General features: G+C 75.4%; 21 protein-coding genes. 1 reads left to right on the forward strand and 20 read right to left on the reverse strand.

Features of this window, described 5'->3' with window-relative positions; genetic code table 11:
• Positions 1-71: 71 nt before the first annotated feature.
• Together ACFVS0_RS19880 and ACFVS0_RS19885 are read right to left on the reverse strand one after the other, a co-directional pair.
• Entirely contained in the window at positions 72-788 is a 717-nt protein-coding gene (locus tag ACFVS0_RS19880) for a response regulator (protein ID WP_430548603.1), read from the reverse strand.
• Complete coding sequence (locus ACFVS0_RS19885; RefSeq protein WP_430588931.1) at positions 785-2,053, reverse strand: sensor histidine kinase; 1,269 nt, start codon at positions 2,051-2,053, stop codon at positions 785-787. The genes ACFVS0_RS19880 and ACFVS0_RS19885 overlap by 4 nt, the downstream gene beginning before the upstream one ends.
• A gap of 170 nt (positions 2,054-2,223) precedes the next feature.
• Between ACFVS0_RS19885 and phoU the strand changes: the two genes are divergently transcribed.
• Positions 2,224-2,889, forward strand: a complete 666-nt coding sequence (gene phoU, locus ACFVS0_RS19890) for a phosphate signaling complex protein PhoU (protein ID WP_430548601.1) — start codon at positions 2,224-2,226, stop codon at positions 2,887-2,889.
• Positions 2,890-2,956: 67 nt separating this feature from the next.
• On the opposite strand, the gene ACFVS0_RS19895 is transcribed toward phoU, so the two are convergent.
• From ACFVS0_RS19895 to folP, 18 genes are all read right to left on the reverse strand, one after another.
• Positions 2,957-4,006 carry a DUF4037 domain-containing protein gene (locus ACFVS0_RS19895; RefSeq protein ID WP_430588932.1) on the reverse strand — a complete coding sequence of 350 codons (1,050 nt, stop codon included), beginning with the start codon at positions 4,004-4,006 and terminating at the stop codon, positions 2,957-2,959.
• A 79-nt stretch (positions 4,007-4,085) separates the two neighbouring features.
• The gene (locus tag ACFVS0_RS19900; RefSeq protein WP_430548599.1) at positions 4,086-4,826 is read right to left on the reverse strand and encodes a phosphoglyceromutase; all 741 of its coding nucleotides are present in this window, start codon (positions 4,824-4,826) and stop codon (positions 4,086-4,088) included.
• 81 nt (positions 4,827-4,907) lie between these two features.
• Positions 4,908-5,348, reverse strand: a complete 441-nt coding sequence (locus ACFVS0_RS19905) for a nitroreductase family deazaflavin-dependent oxidoreductase (protein ID WP_430548598.1) — start codon at positions 5,346-5,348, stop codon at positions 4,908-4,910.
• Positions 5,349-5,401: 53 nt separating this feature from the next.
• Positions 5,402-6,751 carry a D-inositol-3-phosphate glycosyltransferase gene (mshA, locus tag ACFVS0_RS19910; RefSeq protein ID WP_430586730.1) on the reverse strand — a complete coding sequence of 450 codons (1,350 nt, stop codon included), beginning with the start codon at positions 6,749-6,751 and terminating at the stop codon, positions 5,402-5,404.
• Entirely contained in the window at positions 6,751-7,845 is a 1,095-nt protein-coding gene (locus tag ACFVS0_RS19915; RefSeq protein WP_430588933.1) for a lactonase family protein, read from the reverse strand. Before ACFVS0_RS19915 ends, mshA begins: the two co-directional genes overlap by 1 nt.
• Positions 7,846-7,940: 95 nt before the next feature.
• Positions 7,941-8,276, reverse strand: coding sequence for an Lsr2 family protein (locus ACFVS0_RS19920; RefSeq protein ID WP_430548595.1), 336 nt, complete (start codon positions 8,274-8,276; stop codon positions 7,941-7,943).
• 100 nt (positions 8,277-8,376) lie between these two features.
• Positions 8,377-8,553 (reverse strand): hypothetical protein, encoded by a 177-nt coding sequence (locus ACFVS0_RS19925; RefSeq protein WP_430548594.1) that lies wholly within the window; start codon positions 8,551-8,553, stop codon positions 8,377-8,379.
• Positions 8,554-8,567: 14 nt separating this feature from the next.
• Positions 8,568-10,028 carry a lysine--tRNA ligase gene (lysS, locus tag ACFVS0_RS19930; protein WP_430549027.1) on the reverse strand — a complete coding sequence of 487 codons (1,461 nt, stop codon included), beginning with the start codon at positions 10,026-10,028 and terminating at the stop codon, positions 8,568-8,570.
• Between the two features lie 132 nt (positions 10,029-10,160).
• On the reverse strand, positions 10,161-11,108 hold the full coding sequence (gene nadC / locus ACFVS0_RS19935) for a carboxylating nicotinate-nucleotide diphosphorylase (protein WP_430588956.1): 948 nt from the start codon (positions 11,106-11,108) through the stop codon (positions 10,161-10,163).
• A 126-nt stretch (positions 11,109-11,234) separates the two neighbouring features.
• The gene (locus ACFVS0_RS19940) at positions 11,235-12,929 is read right to left on the reverse strand and encodes an L-aspartate oxidase (RefSeq protein ID WP_430588934.1); all 1,695 of its coding nucleotides are present in this window, start codon (positions 12,927-12,929) and stop codon (positions 11,235-11,237) included.
• Positions 12,930-12,972: 43 nt separating this feature from the next.
• A complete protein-coding gene (gene panD, locus ACFVS0_RS19945; protein WP_429766833.1) occupies positions 12,973-13,386 on the reverse strand; it encodes an aspartate 1-decarboxylase in 414 nt (137 codons plus the stop codon).
• 34 nt (positions 13,387-13,420) lie between these two features.
• Positions 13,421-14,365, reverse strand: a complete 945-nt coding sequence (panC, locus tag ACFVS0_RS19950) for a pantoate--beta-alanine ligase (protein WP_430588935.1) — start codon at positions 14,363-14,365, stop codon at positions 13,421-13,423.
• A complete protein-coding gene (locus tag ACFVS0_RS19955) occupies positions 14,362-15,363 on the reverse strand; it encodes a Rossmann-like and DUF2520 domain-containing protein (protein WP_430588936.1) in 1,002 nt (333 codons plus the stop codon). Before ACFVS0_RS19955 ends, panC begins: the two co-directional genes overlap by 4 nt.
• Complete coding sequence (locus tag ACFVS0_RS19960; RefSeq protein ID WP_430588937.1) at positions 15,360-16,967, reverse strand: PH domain-containing protein; 1,608 nt, start codon at positions 16,965-16,967, stop codon at positions 15,360-15,362. The genes ACFVS0_RS19955 and ACFVS0_RS19960 overlap by 4 nt, the downstream gene beginning before the upstream one ends.
• Complete coding sequence (locus ACFVS0_RS19965; RefSeq protein WP_430548589.1) at positions 16,964-17,488, reverse strand: PH domain-containing protein; 525 nt, start codon at positions 17,486-17,488, stop codon at positions 16,964-16,966. The genes ACFVS0_RS19960 and ACFVS0_RS19965 overlap by 4 nt, the downstream gene beginning before the upstream one ends.
• Before the next feature lie 121 nt (positions 17,489-17,609).
• Positions 17,610-18,098, reverse strand: coding sequence for a DUF3180 domain-containing protein (locus ACFVS0_RS19970; RefSeq protein ID WP_430588938.1), 489 nt, complete (start codon positions 18,096-18,098; stop codon positions 17,610-17,612).
• A 1-nt stretch (position 18,099) separates the two neighbouring features.
• Entirely contained in the window at positions 18,100-20,109 is a 2,010-nt protein-coding gene (gene folK / locus ACFVS0_RS19975) for a 2-amino-4-hydroxy-6-hydroxymethyldihydropteridine diphosphokinase (RefSeq protein WP_430588939.1), read from the reverse strand.
• Positions 20,106-21,080, reverse strand: a complete 975-nt coding sequence (gene folP, locus ACFVS0_RS19980) for a dihydropteroate synthase (protein ID WP_430548586.1) — start codon at positions 21,078-21,080, stop codon at positions 20,106-20,108. Before folP ends, folK begins: the two co-directional genes overlap by 4 nt.
• Positions 21,081-21,084: the final 4 nt, after the last annotated feature.

Genomic DNA, 21,084 nt, shown 5'->3' on the forward strand with positions numbered 1-21,084 from the left:
AGTTCGGGGCGGCCCGCAGAAGCGTGGGCCGCCCCGAACTACCTCGGCGATCTTCGTGCTACCTCGGCGATCTAGGCAGGCTCGTCCGCGAGCTTGTAGCCCAGGCCGCGGACGGTGAGCAGGAGCTGCGGGGCGCCCGGGTCGGCCTCGATCTTGGACCGGATCCGCTTCACGTGAACGTCGAGCGTCTTCGTGTCGCCCACGTAGTCCGCGCCCCAGACGCGGTCGATGAGCTGCCCGCGGGTGAGCACCCTGCCGGCGTTGCGCAGCAGCAGCTCCAGCAGGTCGAACTCCTTGAGCGGCAGGGACACGGCGTCGCCGCCCACGGTGACCGTGTGCCGCTCCACGTCCATGCGCACCGGGCCGACCTCCAGCACCGGCTCCCCGTCGTCGTCGTGCCCGTTCGACGACGCCTCGGGGGCCGCCGGGCCGCGCCGGCGCATCACCGCGCGCATGCGGGCCAGCAGCTCGCGGAAGGAGTACGGCTTGGTGACGTAGTCGTCGGCGCCGAGCTCGAGCCCCACGACCTTGTCGATCTCCGAGTCCTTGGCCGTGAGCATGATGACGGGCACGTCGCCGCGCTGCCGCAGCTCCCGGCACACCTCCGTGCCGGACAGGCCGGGCAGCATGAGGTCGAGCAGCACCAGGTCCGCGCCGCCGTCGTCGTAGGCGGCCAGCGCGTCGACCCCGTTCGAGGCCTCCACGACCTCGAACCCCTCGCGGGTGAGCTGATATGTCAGGGGGTCCCGATAGGACTCCTCGTCCTCGACCACCAGGATGCGCGTCACGCACCTACCTCCTCGTCCGTCGTGCCATGGGTGTGCTGGTTGTGCTGATGGGTGTGCTGATGGAGGTGCTGCTCGGTCGCCTGACCCGCCTGACCGGGGACGTCCTCGGGGACGTCCCGCGGGATCTCCTGGGGCACGTCGGCCGCGGGGATGCGCAGGGTGAACGTCGAGCCCTTGCCGGGCTCGGACCAGATCTGCACGTCGCCGCCGTGGTCGGCCGCCACGTGCTTGACGATGCTCAGGCCCAGCCCGGTGCCGCCCGTGTCGCGCGAGCGCGCCGGGTCGACGCGGTAGAAGCGCTCGAACACGCGGTCCTGCTCGTCGGCGGCGATCCCCACGCCCTGGTCGACGACGTCGATCTCGACCAGGCCGCGGCGCACGCGCACCCCCACGCCCACGCGGGTGTTCTCCGGGGAGTAGGCGACGGCGTTGTCGAGCAGGTTGCGCACCGCGGTGACGAGGAGGTTGTGGTCGCCGAACACGAGGACGTCGGACGAGCCGCCGACCGTGATCGCGATGTTCTTCGCCTGCGCGGTGGTGCGGGCGCGGTCCACCGCCTCGGCGACGACGTCGCGCACCGGGATCGTCGTGACCTCCTGCAGCGCGCCCGCGACCTGCAGGCGGGACAGCTCGATGATCTCGTGCACCAGGGCGGACAGGCGCTGCGCCTCCGCCTGCATCCGCTCGGCGAAGCGGCGCACCGCGACCGGGTCGTCCGCGGCGTCCTGCACCGTCTCGGCCAGCAGGGCGAGCGCCCCGACCGGCGTCTTGAGCTCGTGCGAGACGTTGACGACGAAGTCGCGGCGGATGGCCTCGACCCGGCGGGCCTCGGTGCGGTCCTCGGCGAGGACGAGCAGCTTGTCGGGGCCGACCGGCGCGACGCGGACCTGCAGCAGCACCGTGCCCGACCCGATCGGGCCGCGCGGCAGCTCCAGCTCCTTCTCGCGGATGACGCCGTCGCGGCGCACCTCGCGCACCAGGTCGACGATCGCCGGGTGCTGCAGGGCGTCGTTGCGCACCACGCCCAGCGCGTACGCCGGCGGCGACGCCCGCACGACGTCGTCCTCCTCGTCCAGGACCACCGCCGCCGAGCGCAGCACCGCGAGCACGCGGACGAGCCCCTCGTCGAGCTCGGCGGGGGCTGCCTCGGGCGACCGGCGCTGGGCGTGCTCGGAGAACCGGAAGGCGAGGGTCGCGACCACGCCCACCACGACTCCGATGATGCCCGCGACGACCGCGGTCACACCCTGGATGATTCCGTCCACGTGGCAAGCGTAGGTCGCGGTGCCCCGGGAATCCGTCGCGGAGCGGAACTGCTCAGCGAGCCGTCGCCCACTGTTCACCTTCGACCCGCCCGGAGTTCACCTGGGCGCCCCCGGCGCGTCCACGGGGCGTGTCAGGCTGGCCGCAGACCTTTTACCCCGAGAGGACAGCGATGCGAGAGATCTTCGAGGCCGAGCTGCGCCAGGTCGGTGACGACCTCATCGAGATGAGCCGGCTCGTCGAGTCGGCCATCCGGCGCGCGGGCGACGCCCTGCTGGAGGCCGACCACCAGCTCGCGCAGGAGGTGATCGCCTCCGACCACGCGATCGACCGGCTCGAGAGCGAGCTCGACGAGCGCTGCGTGCACCTGCTGGCGCAGCAGCAGCCCGTCGCGACCGACCTCCGGGTCGTCATCTCGGCGCTGCGCATCAGCGCCTCGCTCGAGCGCATGGGCGACCTCGCCCGGCACGTCGCCGAGATCGCCCGCGGACGGTACCCCGCCCAGGCCGTGCCCGAGCCCGCGCGCGAGACGTTCGTCAAGATGCACGGCGCGGCGGTGCACGTCGCCCAGCGCACGACGGCGCTGCTCGCCACGCGCGACGTCGCGCTCGCCGCCGAGGTGCAGCAGGACGACGACCTCCTCGACGCCCTGCACCAGGACACCTTCGCCGCGACGCTCGACCCCGAGTGGCCCGGCACCACGCAGCAGACGGTCGACGTCACGCTGCTCGGCCGCTACTACGAGCGGTTCGGCGACCACGGCGTCTCCGTCGCGCGTCGCATCACCTTCCTCGTCACCGGCAACTTCGACGACGAGCACGCGCGCGCCGACGCCTGAACCACCCGCGTGCCGCGAGGCAGTGCCGTTCCGGCCGGGGTACCGGACTACCTCGGCGGGATCGGTGCTACCTCGGCGGGACCGGTGCTACCTCGGCGAGGCCGCGGACCAGCGCGACGCGCCGTCGCGCATCCGTCAGGACGTCGACGGCGTCGACCCACTGCTCGACGGCGGCGGGCAGGCCGCGGACGGCGTCCCCGGCGGCGCCCCGCAGCAGCTCGGGGACGCCGCGCAGGCCGCGGGACGGGCGGTCGAAGAACGCCTCCGTCGCGGGGCCGTCGGGGGCCGGCAGCCCGACCTCGCGCTGGCGCTCGTGCAGCGCGTCGCACGCGGCGCCCAGCGCGGCGTCGCGCTCCTGCCACGTCGTGGCCGCGAGCGCCCGGTCCAGGTGCGGGCCCGCTGTCTGCGCCGACGGCGTGCCCGCGAACGCGGTGCCGAGCCACTTGGGATAGGGCGGCCACCGCCGCTCCAGCAGCAGGCCGAGCCGCAGGAGCGAGCCCGCCAGCCGGGCCGCGAGCACCCTCGAGCCGGCGTCGTCCCCCCGCACCCCGGTGCGTCCGACGAACGGCAGCTCCTGGCCGATCCGCGCCCACTCGGCGGCGAGCACGTGCAGCCACACGTCGTCGGGGTACCAGGCGAGCCGCGCCCGGATCGCGGTCAGCTCTCCGGGACCGTCGTGGAAGACGGCACCGGCGGTCACCTCCAGCACGCTCTGCCCGGTGAGCGCCAGCCAGCCCGCGGCGTCGAGGTCGGTCGTCGGGTCGAGGCCGAGCCGCGACGCCGCGAACCCGCGCGGGGTGGCGACCTCGACACGATGGCGCACCACCGGGTCCCAGGTCGTGGCGAACCGCACCGGCAGGCCCGCGTGCTCGGCCGGCAGCGCGGCCTCCAGGCGGGCGTCGACGGCCGCGACGTCCTCCTCGTCCACGAGCAGCGTGAGCCGCAGCCCCCAGTCGTGGTCGCGCGACGTCTCGTCGTCGAGCCCGAGCACGTCGGACCCGCTGCCCAGCCGGCCCGCGGCGTACCGGAGGCCGGGCCGCCACGCCACCAGCACGGGGCGGACGACGTCGTCGTGGAAGGCACGGGCGAGGCCGGTGCCGGTGGTCGCGGTGGTCACCCGGCCATGCTGCCAGCGGGGACGACGAACCCCCGGGCCCTTGTCCGGGACCCGGGGGTTCGTCGTCAGCGGGCGAGCGTCACTTGCCCTGGTTCGCGACCGCCGCGATGGCGTCCTTCGCGGCCTCGGGGTCGAGGTACGTGCCGCCCGGGTTGGTCGGCTTCAGCGTCTCCTCGTCGAGCTCGTAGACCAGCGGGATGCCGGTGGGGATGTTGAGCCCGGCGATGGTCTGGTCGTCGACACCGTCGAGGTGCTTGACGATCGCGCGCAGCGAGTTGCCGTGCGCGGCGACGAGGACGGTCTTGCCCGCCTTGAGGTCCGGCACGATCTCGCCGTCCCAGTACGGCAGGGCCCGGTCGAGCACCTGCTTGAGGGCCTCCGCGCGCGGGATGGGCTCGCCGGCGTAGCGCACGTCCGAGTCCTGGGAGAACTCCGAGCCGAGCTCGATCTCGGGCGGCGGCACGTCGTAGGAGCGGCGCCAGAGCATGAACTGCTCCTCGCCGTACTGGTCGCGCACCTGCTTCTTGTCCTTGCCCTGCAGGTCGCCGTAGTGGCGCTCGTTGAGGCGCCAGTTGCGCTTGACCGGGATCCAGTGGCGGTCGGCGGCGTCGAGGGCCAGGTTCGCCGTGTTGATGGCGCGGCGCAGCAGCGACGTGTGCACGACGTCGGGGGTGACGCCCGACTCCTTGAGCAGCTCGCCGCCGCGCGTCGCCTCCGCGGTGCCCTTCTCCGACAGCGGCACGTCCACCCAGCCGGTGAAGAGGTTCTTCGCGTTCCACTCGCTCTCGCCGTGGCGGAGCAGCACGAGGGTGTAGGTCATGGGGTCCATCCTGCCTGCTGGACGCCGGCGCCCGCACCGCGGGTCGGATCCCGGGACGCCGGCGTCCGCACCAGGCATGTCTCAGGAGTCGGCGCGCTCCAGCACGAAGACGGGGATCTGCCGGTCGGTCTTCGTCTGGTAGTCGGCATAGTCGGGGTACGCGGCGACCGACCGCTCCCACCAGAGCTTCTTCTCGTCGCCGGTGACCTCGCGCGCGACGTACTCGTGCTTCTCCGGGCCGTCCTGCAGCTCGACCCGCGGGTTCGCCAGGACGTTGAAGTACCAGACCGGGTGCTTCGGGGCGCCGCCCAGCGACGCGACGACGGCGTACGCGCCCTCGTGCTCCACGCGCATCAGCGGCGCCTTGCGGAGCGCACCCGTCTTCGCGCCCACGGTCGTGAGGATGACGACGGGCATCCCGCGCATCGTCGTGCCCTTCGTGCCGCCCGAGCTCTCGTACTGCTCGACCTGGTTCGCGGCGCGCGCGGACGGGCTGGGGACGTACTCTCCGGTGATCGGCATGCCCCGTGCAATGCCGCGCCCGGGCGATCCATTCCCGGACCGCCCGGGGCGGGCTACCGGGCCGCCCGTGCCCCGTGCACCTTCGCCGCCTGGGCGTACACGTCGAGCATCGCCGCGGCGGCGCGGTCCCAGCTGAACCGCTCGCTGGCGCGGCGGGCGCCGGCGGCCAGGCGGGCGCGGCGCTCGTCGTCGGCGAGGAGGTCCCCGAGCTCGCGCGCCCAGGTCCACGGGCTGTGGTCGGGCACGAGGACGCCGGACGACCCGTCCACCACGACCGTCTGGAGCCCGCCCACCGCTGCCGCGACGACGGGGGTGCCCGCCGCCTGCGCCTCGGCGGCGACCAGGCCGAACGACTCGTTGTGCGACGGCACCGCGACGACGTCCGCCGCGCGCAGGTAGTCGACCAGCTCCTCGCGCGGCACCGGCGGCCGCACGTCGAGGTGGTCGGAGACGCCGACCTGGTGGGCCAGCGCCTCGAGCTCGCGCACCGCCGTCGCCCGCCCGCTCGCCCCGCCCAGCACGACGAGCGTCGGCACCCTCGACCCGCCGCCGTCGCACCACGCCTCGGCGCGCGTCGCGTCGTCGGAGCTGGCGTGGTCGGCCAGCACGCCGAGCGCGCGGACCAGCACGTCCGGGCCCTTGAGGAGCTGGACGCGGCCGGCGAACAGCACGATCTTCCGGTCGGTCGGCAGGCCGAGCCGCTCGCGCAGCTCTCGTCGCACGTCGCAGGCGTCCTGGCCGGGGGCCGGGTCCAGGGGGCGGAAGACCTCGAGGTCGACGCCGGGCGCCACGACGTGCACGCGGTCCGGGTCGGCGCGGTACTCCTGCTCGAGGTCGCGGGCCTCCTCGCGGGTCGAGGCGACGAGCCCGTCGGCGGCCTCGACCACCTGCTCCTCCCCCACGATCCGGCCCACGGGCTCCGGCGTGTCCCCGGGGGCGAGCGCCGCGTTCTTCACGCGCGCCATGGTGTGCATGGTGTGCACGAGCGGGACGTCCCAGCGCTCGGCCGCCAGCCAGCCCACCTGCCCCGACAGCCAGTAGTGGCTGTGCACGACGTCGTACCAGTGCGGCGGGCGGTGCGCCTCGGCGCGCAGGACGCCGGCGGTGAAGGCGCACAGCTGGCCGGGCAGGTCGTTCTTGTCCAGCCCCTCGTACGGGCCGGCGGCCACGTGCACGACGCGGATGCCCGGCTCCACGTCGACCCAGCGCGGCTGCGCGGACGCCGTCGCGCGTGTGAAGATCTCGATCTCCGCCCCCCGGCGGGCCAGGGCGCGGGCCAGCTCCATGACGTAGACGTTCATGCCGCCCGCGTCACCGGTGCCGGGCTGGTCGAGGGGCGAGGTGTGCACCGACAGCATCGCCACCCGCGGCCCGGGCCGCGCGCCGTCGCCGGGGGTGGTCATCAGGACTCCAGCACGCAGGCGGGAGGCGTCGGGAGCGCGTGCCGCGCCACCACCTCGCCCGCGCCCGTCGCAGGGTCGACCCGGACCGTGGCGAGCTCGCTGCGGCCCTGCAGCGCGACGACGACCGTCTCGGCGGCCGACCCCGAGCCCTGCGGCGCGGACGACAGGACGGCGTGGTGGCGGGGCCAGGCCCCGTCGCCGAGCGGGACGTCGGCCAGGTGCTCCAGGACGGGCGCGCCGCCGTCCGTCCCCACCGCGAGGACGGCGAGCACGTCCGCGCCCCGGAGGCCGACGTGCAGGCGGGCACCGTCGGCGCTCAGCGTGACGTGCGCGGGGAAGTCGCGACCCGGCGCGGCGGCCGGGGAGACGGGGGTGGAGGTCGCGGGGGTCCACCCGTCGCCGTCGCGCACCAGCACGTGCGCGCGGGCGTCGAGCTCGCCGACGACGACGAGCGAGCCGTCCGGCAGCGGGACGAGGTGGCGCGGCCCGGTGCCGGGCGGCAGGACGGCGGCGACGTCGGCCGCGGCGACCGCGTCCGCGCCGGCGGCCGGGTACCGCCGCACGACGTCGGCGCCGAGGTCGCACACCAGGACGTCCGCCCCGGCCTCCGCCACGAAGTGCGCGTGCGGGCCGGCCTGCCGCTCGACGACGGGCCCGCTGCCCACGCCGGGGTGCGCGACGACGCCCTCGGCCGCGAGGTCGCCCGTCGCCGGGTCGACGTCCACCGAGGCGGCGACGCCGTCGCCGTAGTTGGCGACCCACACGGTGTCCCCGAGGGCGAGCACGTGGCACGGGTCGTCACCACCGGACGCGAGCGAGCCCGACGGCGCGAGCCGCGCGCCGTCGTCGCCGTCCTCCACGCGGAACGCCGTGACCGTGCCGGCCGGGGTCTCCCCCACCGCGTAGAGCGTGCGCCCGCTCGGGTGCAGCGCCAGGAACGAGGGCGACGTCGCGGCCACGGCCGGGACCGCCGACCGCACCGCGCCGTCCGTGTCCAGCGCGACCCGCCAGATGCTCTCCCCGCTGCCCGGGCCACCGCCCGGCTGCGGGTAGGTGCCGACCCAGAGCTGCGCCCGCGCGTCCCGTTCCGTCATGGCCTCAGCCTATGACCGCGCGCCCGCCGCCCCGGAACGCGGACGACCCCCGACCGGAGCCCGGTCGGGGGTCGTGCGTGTGCGGGGCGCGACCTTCAGTGCGCGTCCTCGTAGGCCGTGAGGACGGAGCTGGGGATGCGGCCGCGGTCGCTCACCTTGTGGCCGTTCTCGCGGGCCCACTCGCGGATCTTGGCGAGCTGCGCACGGTCGGTGCCGGTGCGACGGGCGGCGCTCCGCGTGCCGCCGCCCAGCCGCGTCGTGGTCTTGCGCCCGTGACCGATCCAGGTGGCGAACGCGTCCCGGAGCTCTGCCGCGTGCTTGGACGTGAGGTCGATCTCGTACGAGACCCCGTCGAGCGCGAAGGTGACGGTCTCGTCGGCGTCGCCCCCGTCGATATCGTCGATCAGGACGATCTGCTGCTTCTGAACCACGTGAATTCCCCTCGGTCACGATATGCGGTCAGAGTGAGAATGCCCCTCGCCTCACCGGATTGTCAATCCGAACGCGCCTCTTTGGAATCAAGAACCGAAATCAGCGCGATTCCGTTTCCGCGGCAGCAGCGGCGGCGGCCTCTTCGGCATCCATCCTCTCGAGCGCAATCCGCTCGTTCCGGTCCGCGTGCAGGATCTTGCGCATCGCGAGCCAGAACAGCAGGCCCACGCCGACCGACGGGGCGAGCCCGCTCATGATCGCGAGAAAAGTGTCCACGAGTCGACTTTCGTTCAGGCCGTCGGCTTGACGAGCGGGAAAAGGATGGTCTCGCGGATTCCGAGACCGGTGAGCGCCATGAGGAGCCGGTCGACGCCCATGCCCATGCCGCCCGACGGCGGCATCGCGTGCTCCATGGCGGTGAGGAAGTCCTCGTCGAGCGCCATCGCCTCGTCGTCGCCCGCGGCGGCGAGGCGCGCCTGGTCCTCGAAGCGCTGCCGCTGCACGACCGGGTCCACGAGCTCGGAGTACCCCGTGGCCAGCTCGAAGCCGCGCACGTACAGGTCCCACTTCTCGACGACGCCGGGGATCGTGCGGTGCGCGCGCACCAGCGGCGACGTCTCGACCGGGAAGTCCCGCACGAACGTCGGCGCGTAGAGGTCGTCGCCCACGTGGTGCTCCCACAGCTCCTCGACGAGCTTGCCGTGGTTCGTCTTCTTCGGGTCCACCGAGATCTCGGCCTTCTCGGCGAGAGCCAGGAGATGGTCGACGGTCGTCCCGGGCGTGATCTCCTCGCCGATCGCCTCCGAGAGGGATCCGTACATCGTGATCTGCGCCCATTCGCCGCCGAGGTCGTACTCCTCGCCGTCCGGAAGGGTCACCGTCGTGGTGCCGAGAACGTCGAGAGCGGCCTTCTGCACGAGATCCTGGGTGAGTGCGCCGATCGTGTTGTAGTCGCCGTACGCCTCGTATGCCTCGAGCATCGCGAACTCCGGGGAGTGCGTCGAGTCCGCGCCCTCGTTACGGAAGTTACGGTTGATCTCGAAAACCTTCTCGATACCGCCGACGACCGCGCGCTTGAGGAAGAGCTCCGGCGCGATGCGCAGGAAGAGGTCGATGTCGTACGCGTTCATGTGCGTGCGGTACGGGCGGGCCGACGCGCCGGACGCGATGGTCTGGAGCATCGGCGTCTCGATCTCGAGGAACCCGCGGTCGTGGAAGTTGTCACGCATCGAGCGGACGACGCCGGCGCGGGTGCGGACCATCTCGCGGGCCGCCGGCCGCGCGATGAGGTCGACGTACCGCTGCCGGACCCGCGCCTCCTCCGACAGGTCCTTGTGCAGCACCGGCAGCGGCCGCAGGGCCTTGGCCGCCAGCGCCCAGGTGTCGGCGAACACGCTCAGCTCGCCGCGCCGGGAGGAGCCGACCCGGCCGTGCACGAACAGGTGGTCGCCCAGGTCGACGTCGGTCTTGAACGACGCCAGCGACTCCTCGCCGACCTCCTTGAGGCTGAGCATCGCCTGCAGGCGACGCCCCTCGCCGTCCTGCAGCGTGACGAAGCACAGCTTGCCCGTGTTGCGCAGGAACACGACGCGGCCGGCCACCCCCACGACGTCGTCGGTCTCCTGGCCCGCCTCCAGGTGCTCGTATCCGGCCCGCACCTCGGCGATCGAGTGGGTGACCGGCAGGCTCACCGGGTAGGGCTCCACGCCCTGCTCCAGCAGCCGGTCGCGCTTCTCCCGGCGCACGCGCATCTGCTCCGGGAGGTCGTCGGCGGGCACGGCGGGGTCAGGGTTCTGCGCGGAGGTCACCCGTCGATTCTACGGGCGACGCGCGTCACACCCGCCCGGCGGGGTCGGACGGGGTCAGGACGCCCCGGGCCGAGATCATGCGCGCAGGTCGAGCGCCAGGTCGAGGATCGGCGCGGAGTGCGTGAGCGCGCCGACGGACAGGTAGTCCACACCGGTGCCGGCGACCTCGCGGGCGCGGTCGAGGGTGAGGTTGCCGGTGGCCTCGAGCTCGACGTGCTCGGGCACCCCGTCGCGGCCCTGCCGCTCGCGCACCGCGACGACGGTCGCGGCGAGGACCGGCGTGGGCATGTTGTCGAGCAGCAGGAAGTCCGCGCCGGCGTCGAGCGCCTCCATCGCCTGGTCCGTGGTGTCGGCCTCGACCTGGACCAGCACGTCGGGGAAGGTGCGGCGGACGGCGTCGATCGCGCCGCGCACCGACCCCGCCGCGACGACGTGGTTGTCCTTGACCATCGCGACGTCGTGCAGGCCCATGCGCTTGTTGGTGCCGCCGCCCGCACGCACGGCGTACTTCTCCAGGGCGCGCAGGCCCGGCGTCGTCTTGCGCGTGTCGAGCACCTGGGCGCCGGTGCCGGCGAGCTCGCGCGACCAGGCCGCCGTGGCCGTCGCGACGCCCGACGCGCGGGACGCGAGGTTGAGCAGCGTCCGCTCCGCGACGAGCAGCACCTGCACGGGGCCCGCGAGCGACGCGAGCACCTGCCCCGGCGCGACGGCGTCGCCGTCCTGCGCGTGGAACGTCACGGCGGGGGCCGGGAGACCGAGGCGGCCGGCGACCTGCCGCAGCACCTCCCCCACGACGACGAGCCCTGCGACCGTGCCCGCCGACCGGGCGACGAGGTCCGCGGTGCCCGTGGCCGACGTCGGCACCGTGGCCTGCGTCGTCACGTCGCGGCCCGGCGCGGCGCCGAGGTCCTCGTCCAGCGCGGCCCCGACGACACGGGCGACCCACGCGGCGTCCAGCCCCGGCTCGACGGCGGACGGCTGGTCGTGCACGGGCAGGTCAGGCTGGTTCAGGTCGGGGCGCACGTCGGTCACGCTGCGCAACGCTACCGCCCGCGAGGTCGCGCCCCACCCGCCGAGGTAGTTCGCGGACTACCTCGGCGGGACCCGAACTACCTCGGCAGGTTCCGGACTACCTCGCGGAGAAGGGGACTACCTCGGCAGGTTCCGGACTACCTCGCGGAGGGTGCCGGCCTCGTCGAGGGCGAGCGTGACGCGCCGCCGCCAGGCCGGGTCGGGCGCGGGGAAGTCGGTCCGGAAGTGGCCGCCGCGCGACTCCTCGCGCACCCGGGCGGCGTGCACCAGCGCGCTGGCGACCTGGTGCACGGTGGTGGTCTCCCACTCGGCGACCTGCGGGTCGGCGACGACGTCGGCGGCCCGGTGGGCGTCGGTCCGGACCGCGGCCAGCACCTGTGCCGCGCGCTCCAGCGACTCCGCCGACCGCACCGGCCCGGCGCCGTCCGACGTCGCGCGCTGCACGCGCGAGCGGGCCGCCGCCGCGACGAGCGCCGCCCCGCCGGGGCGTTCCTCCGGCTCGGGGGCCCGACGCGGCCCGCCGTCCTCGACCTGCCGCACGACGTCGCGCGCGGCGCGGTGCGCGAAGACCAGGCCCTCGAGCAGCGAGTTGGACGCGAGCCGGTTGGCACCGTGCACGCCCGTGCACGCCACCTCCCCGACCGCGTACAGGCCGGGCACCGAGGTGCGGCCGCGCGGGTCGGTCACGACGCCGCCCGAGTGGTAGTGCTGCGCGGGCGCCACCGGCACGGGCTCCTCGGTCCAGTCGATGCCCTGGTCCAGCAGGCGGGCCGTGATGGTCGGGAACCGGCGGCGCAGGAAGCCGGCCCCGAGGTGGCGGGCATCCAGCAGCACGTGGTCGGCGTTCGTCGCGGCCATCCGCCGCACGATGGCGTGCGCGACGACGTCCCGCGGCGCCAGCTCGGCCAGCTCGTGCTCGCCGGGCATGAAGCGGGACCCGTCGACGTCGAGCAGCAGCGCGCCCTCGCCGCGCACCGCCTCGCTGATGAGCGGCAGCTGCCCCCTGGCCCCCATGCCCTGCCACAGGACCGTCGGGTGGAACTGGACGAACTCCAGGTCGCCCACGGCGGCGCCCGCGCGCAGCGCCGCGGCGATGCCGTCCCCGGTCGCGCCGGGCGGGTTGGTCGACGAGCGGAACACCTGCCCGATGCCGCCCGTCGCGAGCACCACCACGGGCGCGAGCGCGGCCCCCACGCCGTCCCGGCTGCCGGCGCCGCGCACGTGCAGCGTGACCCCGGCGACGGACCGGCTCCCGTCCGGCCCCGGTGCGCCGGTGAGGACGTCGAGCACGAGCGCGTTCTCGAGCACCTCGATGCCCGGGTCGTCGCGCACCGCCTCGATCTGCGCGACCAGCGCGCGGGAGATCTCGGCGCCCGTCGCGTCGCCGCCTGCGTGCGCGATGCGGTCGGCGCGGTGCCCGCCCTCGCGGGTGAGGGCGATGCCGCCGTCCGGGCCGACGTCGAACGACGTGCCGCGCCCGACGAGCTCGCGCACCCGGTCCGGCCCCTCCGTGACGAGCACCCGCACGGCGTCCGGGTCGCTCAGGCCGCCCCCGGCGGCGAGCGTGTCCGTGAGGTGGGCGTCGGGGGTGTCGTCCGGGTGCAGCGCCGCGGCGATGCCGCCCTGCGCCCACACCGTGGAGCCGGACGACAGCGCGCCCTTGGTCACCAGCAGCACCCGCGGCACGCGCGAGCGCAGCTCCAGCGCCGCGGTCAGGCCGGCGATGCCGGTGCCGACGACGATCGCGTCGGCGGACGTCGTCCAGCCGGGGGCAGGGGCGGCGAGGGCGCGGGCGAGCCGCGGCCCGTTCACCGGGCGAGCGCCCTGGTCGGGATCCCGGCCGTGGCCCCGGCCCTCACCGGACGGCCGCGAACGGCACGCCGCTGGACTCCAGGCCGAAGCCGTCGGGCACCTGGCCCGGGTCGTCGTCGAGCTCGACGATCCGGTTCTCCGGGTCGACGAAGACGACCGCCGGCGAGTACGTGCGCGCGTCGGCGTCGGAGAGCATCCCGTAGGCGATGACGATGACGGTGTCCCCGGGGTGCACCAGGTGCGCGGCCGCGCCGTTGATGCTCACCTGGCGTCCGCCGCGCTCGCCCGGGATGACGTAGGTCGTGAGGCGGGCGCCGTTGGTGACGTCCACCACGTCGACCTGCTGGCCCGGGTAGAGGTCGGCCGCGTCGAGGAGGTCGGCGTCGATGGTGATCGAGCCGACGTAGTGCAGGTCCGCCTGCGTCACCGTGGCGCGGTGGATCTTGCCGATCATCATCGGCCGCTGCAGGGAGGCGGGGCGGTTCGCGTGCTCAGTCACTGGCGTTCTCCTGGGGGTCCTCACCGGTAGCAGGGCCGCTGGCAGGGCTGCCGGCGAGGTCCACGGCCTGGTTGTCGATCAGTCGGGTGGCGCCCGTACGCGCCGCCACGAGGAGGAGGGCGGGGCCGCGGAAGTCCGCGGGCACCGGGTCCACGGTAGTCGGGTCGACGAGTGCGAGGTAATCCACCTCAACGCCCGCCGCCCCGTCCAGGATTCCCGAGGCCGCCTCGACGACCGCCTCCGGCCCGTCGCCGGCCGCGTCCGCGCCCGCCCGCAGCGCGCGCGACAGGGCCAGCGCCGAGGCGCGCTCGTCGTCCGACAGGTAGGCGTTGCGCGACGACAGCGCGAGCCCGTCGGCGTCGCGCACGATCGGCACGCCGAGCACCTCGACGTCCACGTCCAGGTCGCGCACCATGCGGCGCACGGCCAGCAGCTGCTGGGCGTCCTTCTCCCCGAACAGGGCGACGTCGGGGCGCGTCAGGTGCATGAGCTTGAGCACCACGGTGAGCACGCCGTCGAGGTGGCCGGGGCGCGACTCGCCCTCCAGCACCTCGCCGATCCGGCCCGCTGACACCCGCACGATGGGGTCGCCGTCGGGGTAGACGACGTCGGGCGTGGGCGCGAAGACGACGTCCGCGCCGACGCTCGCCAGCTTCGCGACGTCCCCGTCCAGGTCGCGCGGGTAGCGGTCGAGGTCCTCCCCCGCCCCGAACTGGAGCGGGTTGACGAAGATCGTCACGATCACCTGGCCGGTGGGGCCGGCGGCCTCGCGGGCCTCGCGCACCAGCTGGAGGTGTCCCTCGTGCAGCGCCCCCATCGTCATGACGACGGCGCGGCGGTCCGTCGGTTCCGGCCCGGACAGCGTCCACGCCCCGAGCGTGTCGTGCAGGTCCGCCCGGGAGCTCACGACGGAGGGCGTGTGCGGGGTGGTGGTCATCGGGGCTCCTGCGGGTCGTCGGGATGGGACGCGGGCGGCGGCGCGAGGGCGTCGAGCAGCTCGCGGGCCGCACGGTCGTCGATGCGGTGGGCCGCGAGCGCGCGGCTCGTCGCACCGCGCGACAGCTCGGTGTACGACGCCGGCACGTCGGTGGCGCCGGTCCCGGCCGCCAGCGCCCGCAGGGCGTCGAGGTGCGTGCGCACCGTGCCGACGTCGCCGCGCGACACCGGACCGGTGAGGGCCGTGATCGCCCCCGGGCCGTCGGACACGTCCGCGGCGCGCGTCGCGCCGTCGAGCGCGGCGGACAGGAGCGGCGCGAGCGCCCGCCCCGGCTGCTCGACGCCGGCCGCCGCGAGCGCCTGCGCGGCCTGCGCCACCAGCACCACGAGGTGGTTCGCGCCGTGCGCGAGGGCCGCGTGGTAGAGCCCGCGGGCCTCCTCCGCGACGATCACCGGCTCCCCGCCGACCTCGACGACGAGCGCCTGCCCGATGGGTTGCACCGCCGCGGGCGCCGTGACGGCGAACGTGCAGCCCTCCAGCCGGTGCAGGTCGAGCGAGGTGCCCGTGAACGTCATCGCCGGGTGCAGCGCCACCGGGATGGCGCCGGCCTTCCGCGCCGGGTCGAGCACGGCCACGCCGTACCGGCCCGACGTGTGGACGACGAGCTGCCCGGGCTGCCACGCACCGAGCGCCGCCAGACCGCTCACGACCTCCGCGAGCGCGTCGTCGGGCACCGCGAGCAGCACCATCTCGGCGCGCTCCACGACGTCGGTCACCTCGAGGTGCGGCACGCCCGGCAGGAGCGTCGCGATCCGTTCCCGCGACTCCTCGCTGACGCCGCTCGCGCCGACCACCGTGTGGCCCGCCGCGCGCAGCGCGCTGCCCAGCACGGCGCCCACCCGGCCGGCACCGACGACGCCGACGCCGAGGCGGCCGGGCCGCGCGGACGGCGGTGACGGTGGTGCGGAGTCCGGGCGGCCGTCGTCGGGCGCGCTCACCCTTGTCCCTCCGTCTGCCCCTCCGTCTGCCCCTGCATCCGCCCCTCCATCCAGCGCTCCGGCCCCGCGTGGGCGCGGGCGGCACGGGCGCGGGACGACTGCTCGCCGAGCAGCCGCGCCGCCTCGTCCTCGGCGAGGTGGTGGACGGCCGGGCTGATCGGGCCGGGCGTCGAGTGCAGCACGAACGACGCGAGACCGCGCCGCCGCTGCCAGGGTCCCTGCTCGATGCCGAGGGACTGGGTGCGCTCGTGCGGCACGACCTCGAGCGAGCGCACGAAGCGGCCCCCGCGCGCCAGCAGGGCGCGCCCCGTGACGGCGTAGCCGTTGCGGCGCCAGCTCCACGGGTCGAGCAGGCGGGCGCTCCGTGGGCTGGTGACGAACCAGCGGTCCGTGCGGGCGTCGCCGGTGAGGGCCTCGTCGAGCAGCGCCAGCGTGTCGTCGGGGTTCTCGACCTCGAGGTCGGGCAGCACGAGCCAGAGCGCCGTGAGCGCCTCCTCGCGGGGACCGACCGGCAGCAGCACGTGCTGCTGCTCGCCCTGCTGCTGCCCCTCGCCGCCGCCGTAGCCGGCCACGTTGACCTTGACGCGCCACCAGTCCGGCCCGCGCCACAGCGGGCCCTGCGTGAGCGACACCGCCTGCACGCGGCCCGGCGGGATCGTCTGCGCGCGCGTCTCCAGCAGGCCGTGGCGCAGCCGGATGCCGTCCGGCGACAGCGCGGCCCGGAAGCCGAACTCGCCCGCGAACCGCTGGAAGATGTAGCCGCCGACGCCGAGGATCGCGGGCAGCGCGGAGAACAGGATGCTCACCTCGCGGGTGACGGCGACCGCCACCCCGACGCCGATCAGCACCAGGACGCCGATCCACACGCCCGGCATCCGCAGCAACGACAGCAGCAGGCGCGTCGCCGGCACCTCGTACACCTGGCGCTCCGGCGCCTCGGGGGCGACGTCGTCCGGCCCGCCGCCCGACGGGTGGCCCGCCCCGGTGGGCCCGGCCTCGGCCAGGTCCGCGGGCGCCGCCGGGTCGCCGGACGCCGGGCCCGCCCCGGAGGGCTGCGCGCCCGGCACGTCGTCGCGGCGGGCGGCCTTCACCCCCGCCGCACGGGCGAGCAGGTCCGCGCGCAGACGCTGCGCGTCCGCCTCCTTGAGGAAGCCGATGGCCACGCCCGAGTCGGAGCCGCCCGCCACCTCCAGCCGCAGCTCCGCCAGCCCGAACAGCCGCGCGAGCAGCGGCTGGCGCACGTCGATCGCCTGGAGCCTGTCGAGGCGGGCGTGCCGCTGCTGGCGGAACAGGATGCCCTTGCGCAGCCGCACGGCGTCGTCGTCGACCGCGTACGCCGTCATGCGCCACGCCAGGGCCGCATAGCCGAAGATGATCGCGACGAGCAGCACCAGCCCGAGGATCAGCGCCCACCAGAGGCTGCGGATCGAGTCGACCGCCTCGATCGCGTTCGAGACGTCGTCGAGCACCTGCTGGCCGCCGATGACGAGGATCGCCACCACCGCCGCCCAGCCCCGCACGAACGGCGTGACCGGGTGCACGCGGCGCCACTCCTGCTCCTGCCGGGCCGGCTCGGCGGTCGGCGCGCGGGTCGGCTCGCTCACAGGCCCGCCAGCCTGGCCTCGCCCCGCGCGGTGAGGCGGTCGCGCAGGCGCTCCGCCTCGTCGGGCACGAGGCCGGGGATGTCCGCGTCGGTGCTGGCCGACGCGGTGTGCAGCTGCACCTTCGCGATGCCGAGCTTGCGGTCCAGCGGGCCCGCCTCCACGTCCACGTACTGCATGCGCCCGTAGGGCACGACGACGAGGGTGCGGAACATGATGCCCTTGCGGATCAGCAGGTCGTCGTCGCGCTCCGCGTACCCGATCGCGCGGACCTGGCGCGGCACGAGCAGCACGGCCCACACCAGCAGCGCGGCCGGCACCCCGGCGAGCAGCCAGAACCACGGCGAGACGAGCAGGGCGAGCACCGCGCCCGCGACGATCGGCACGGCGAGGGTCACGGACGTCGAGATCAGGCGCGCCGGGACGAGCCGTGGCGACACGCGCTGCCACGTGACGCCCGGCGGGTCGAAGGGACCGGTCTGCCGCGTGGTCGACGGGTCCGCGCCCGCGGGGATGCTGGTCATGGGGTCCATCCTTCCATCCGCGCCACGGCCGGCCACATCGTCCGACCGGCCCTACCGCGCCGTCCCGCGTCCGACCTCCGGACGAGGCCCGGCCGTCACGGACACCGACGGCGGGAGTCGGTCACGACGGCAGGGGGTCCGCGTGCTCCTCGGCGTCCCCGCCGTCGGAGTCGTCGGACGGTGGCAGCTGGCAGAACTTCTCCACGACCAGCCCCACCACGCACAGCACCACCGCGCACGCCGCGGCGATGCCGGCGGCGAAAGCCTGGTCGCGGCGCGCCTCGATCTGCAGCTGCCCCAGCACGACGAGCACGCTCGCGACGTACCGCCCGGCGAGCAGCGCGCCGGTCAGCGCCCCCGCCTTGGCCAGCACGAACGTGCGGGCCGCGCGCAGCGGGTCAAGGTCCGGGCGGTCGCCCTTCTGGTACGCCCGCACCGCCCAGCCCATCCAGAAGATGACGCCCGCCAGCGCGAGCATCGCGACGTCCTCCACCCACGCGACCGTGGTCAGGTAGACGCCGCGCGACTCGAGCAGCCGGAGCAGCACTGCGCCGCCGACCGCCACTGCGGCGGCGACGGCGGCGAGGAGGCGGACGGAGGTGCGGCGCATCTCAGCGGCCGTCCTCCCCGAACCGCTCCTGCGGGCCGTCGTGACCGGGCCGCTGGCCGGGGTACGCCTCCGGCAGCGGTGCGAACGGGTCCGGGAAGGCGGGCAGGTCGGTGGCGGGCGCGGGGGCCGGGGGCACCGGCTCGTGCCGCGGGACCGGCGGGGCGAACGACGACGCGGCGGGCGGCGCCGTCGGCCCGGACGGCCGCGCCGACGGGTCGGCGGGCGCAGGGAACGGGCTCGCCGGGGCCGGGGGCACCGGGGCGTGCGGAGGCTCCGGGGCGTCGTCGCGGGGCCCCGCCGGGGCCGGCGCGGGCGACCCGACGGGCGCGAAGGGGCGCGGCACGATCGGCTGGTCGGGGTCGGGGCCGAACGGGTCGGGCACGACGGCGCGCGCGTCCGGCGCGGGCGGGTCCTCGCGGCGGGGCTCCGGCGCGACCGGCGGCTCGACGACCGGGGGCTCGACGACGGGCGGCTCGGCCGCCGGGGGCACCGGCTGGTACGGCTCCGGGGCGTACTGCTCCGGCGCGTACGTCTCCGGCGCGTACGGCTCCGAGGTGAACTGCTCCGGCGCGTACGTCTCCGGGGTGTACTGCTCCGGCGCGTACTGCTCCACGACCGGGCTGCCGCCCGACGACGGCTCGACGGGCTGCGCGGGCGCGGCGTGCGGCGGCTCGGGCGCGTACGTCTCCGGGGTGTAGGCCTCCGGCGTGTACGCCTCACCGGCGTAGGCCTCCGGCGCGTACGACGTCGGGGCGTCGTCGGCGGGCTGGTCGGCGGGCTGGTCGACGGGCTGGTCGGCAGGCTGGTCGACAGGCACCGCCGGTGCGGACTGCGGCACCGGGGTGGACGGCGCCGCGTCGGCGGCGACCGCCGAGACCTGGCCCGTGCTCTGGGTCGGCCCGGTCAGCCAGTCGAGCGCGAGCCAGCGGATGCCGGCCCGGTCGGGGGCGGTCACCGCGAGCTGGCCGACGGGGCCGCCGCCGGGCCCGCCGAGCAGCGCGTCCGGCGCGACCTCGGCCCACGGCACGAGCACGAAAGCCCGCTCCTTCGCGCGCGGGTGCGGCAGCTCGAGGTCGGGGGCGGTCACGACGAGCGAGCCGTACTGCACGATGTCGACGTCGAGGGTGCGCGGCCCCCAGCGCTCCTCGCGGACGCGACCGTGCTGGGCCTCCACCTGCTGCGTGCTGCGCAGCAGGTCGCGCGGCGAGAGCGTGGTGCGCACGACGAGCACCGCGTTGAGGTAGTCCGGCTGCTCCGGCCCACCCACGGCGGCGGTGCGGGCGAGCGGCGAGACCTCCATGACCTGCACGCCGGGCAGGCGGTCCACGTCCGTCACGGCCTGGCGCAGCGTGACCTGCGCGTCCCCGAGGTTCGCCCCGAGCGCCAGCACGGCGTCGACCGGCTCGGCAGGGGTGGCGTCCAGCGGGTCCGCCGGCGGCGGCGCGGGCGCCTCGGCGGGCGCAGCGGGCTCGACCGGCAGCGCTGCGGCGACAGGGGCCGGCGGGACGGGCGCGTGCACCTCGGCGGGCTCGACCGGCGGCGCCGCAACGACGGGCGGGACGGGCGCGCCGGCCGGCTCGGCCTCCAGGCCCGCGTCGACCACGGGCGGCCGCGCGCGGTCGCGGCGCACGACGATCGCGACGTCGTCGAACGGGACCGGGATCGGCGCCTGCGGCTTGTGCACGCGCACGTCGACGGCCTGCACGGCCTCGTGGCTCAGCACCACGGCGGCGATCCGCTCGGCGACGGTCTCCACGAGGTCGGCCGGGGAGCCCGCGAGGACGTCGTGCACGTCCTGGGCGACGTCCGCGTAGCTCACGGTCCGCCCGAGGTCGTCCGACGACGCGGCGGCGCGGGTGTCCAGGTGCAGCACGACGTCGGCGCTGAAGACCTGGCCGTCGGCGCGCTCGTGCGCGAGCACCCCGTGGTGCCCCGTCGCCGTGACGCCGGCGAGGCGGATCTGGTCGAGCGGCTGTCCGTCCGGTCCCGGTACGGCTGCGGCGAACGTCACGAGGTGCCCTCCTCATCAGCGGCGGTTCCTGCTCCGCCCACGGCGTGGGTGGGGTGTGCCGGTGCGGTCATCCCGGCATCTTTCACGTCGCGGGATGCCGACGTCCAGGCGTCCGCGACCCGGACGGCGTCGGCGCTGGCGCGCACGGCGTGCACGCGCACCGCCCACGCGCCGGCGGCGGCGGACAGCGCGGAGATCGCGGCGGTGGCGTCGTCGCGCTCGAGCGGCGGCGCGGGCTCGTCGTCGGGCAGGCCGCGCGTGCCCTCGAGCAGATGCCCCAGGAAGCGCTTGCGCGACGCGCCCACGAGCACCGGCCGGCCGAGGGAGCTCAGGGCGTCCAGGTGCGCGAGGATCGGCCAGTTCAGCACCCCGGCCTTCGAGAAACCGAGGCCCGGGTCGAGCACGAGCTGCTCCGGGTCCACGCCCACGGCGACCAGCCCGTCCATGCGGGCGGCGAGCTCGTCGCGCACCTCCGCGACGACGTCGTCGTACACCTCGAGGCTGTCCATGACGTCCGCGTGGCCGCGCCAGTGCATCGCGACGTACGCCACGCCCGTCTCCGCCACGACGTGCCCCATGCGCGGGTCCGCGTAGCTGCCCGAGACGTCGTTGACGATCCGGGCGCCCGCCGCGACCGCCGCCTCGGCCACGGACGCCCGCGTCGTGTCCACCGAGACGACGGCGCCCTGCGCCGCGAGCCGCTCGATGACGGGGACCACGCGGCGCAGCTCCTCCGCCTCGTCCACTCGGGCGGAGCCCGGCCGGGTCGACTCGCCGCCCACGTCCAGGATCTCCGCGCCCTCCGCCAGCAGGTCGAGGCCGTGCTGCACGCCGGCGTCGGCGTCGAACCACCGGCCGCCGTCGGAGAACGAGTCGGGCGTGATGTTCACGACGCCCATGACCAGGCACCGGCCCACGCCGGACAGCTCCGGCAGCCCGGCGACCACCGCGTCGCGCGGGTGCGCCGTCATGCCC

The organism is Isoptericola sp. NPDC058082 (assembly GCF_042885055.1).
GTDB lineage: Bacteria > Actinomycetota > Actinomycetes > Actinomycetales > Cellulomonadaceae > Isoptericola.

What these genes read in the sequence shown, in the direction of transcription:
- mshA (WP_430586730.1), bottom strand. Translation starts at nt 6,751, where the DNA reads ATGACCACCCCCGGCGACGGCGCGCGGCCCGGGCCGCGGGTGGCGATG.
- panC (WP_430588935.1), bottom strand. Translation starts at nt 14,365, where the DNA reads ATGACCACCACCCCGCACACGCCCTCCGTCGTGAGCTCCCGGGCGGAC.
- ACFVS0_RS19905 (WP_430548598.1), bottom strand. Translation starts at nt 5,348, where the DNA reads ATGCCGATCACCGGAGAGTACGTCCCCAGCCCGTCCGCGCGCGCCGCG.
- ACFVS0_RS19915 (WP_430588933.1), bottom strand. Translation starts at nt 7,845, where the DNA reads ATGACGGAACGGGACGCGCGGGCGCAGCTCTGGGTCGGCACCTACCCG.
- ACFVS0_RS19970 (WP_430588938.1), bottom strand. Translation starts at nt 18,098, where the DNA reads ATGCGCCGCACCTCCGTCCGCCTCCTCGCCGCCGTCGCCGCCGCAGTG.
- folP (WP_430548586.1), bottom strand. Translation starts at nt 21,080, where the DNA reads ATGACGGCGCACCCGCGCGACGCGGTGGTCGCCGGGCTGCCGGAGCTG.
- ACFVS0_RS19965 (WP_430548589.1), bottom strand. Translation starts at nt 17,488, where the DNA reads ATGACCAGCATCCCCGCGGGCGCGGACCCGTCGACCACGCGGCAGACC.
- phoU (WP_430548601.1), top strand. Translation starts at nt 2,224, where the DNA reads ATGCGAGAGATCTTCGAGGCCGAGCTGCGCCAGGTCGGTGACGACCTC.
- panD (WP_429766833.1), bottom strand. Translation starts at nt 13,386, where the DNA reads ATGATGATCGGCAAGATCCACCGCGCCACGGTGACGCAGGCGGACCTG.
- ACFVS0_RS19900 (WP_430548599.1), bottom strand. Translation starts at nt 4,826, where the DNA reads ATGACCTACACCCTCGTGCTGCTCCGCCACGGCGAGAGCGAGTGGAAC.
- lysS (WP_430549027.1), bottom strand. Translation starts at nt 10,028, where the DNA reads ATGCGCGTGCGCCGGGAGAAGCGCGACCGGCTGCTGGAGCAGGGCGTG.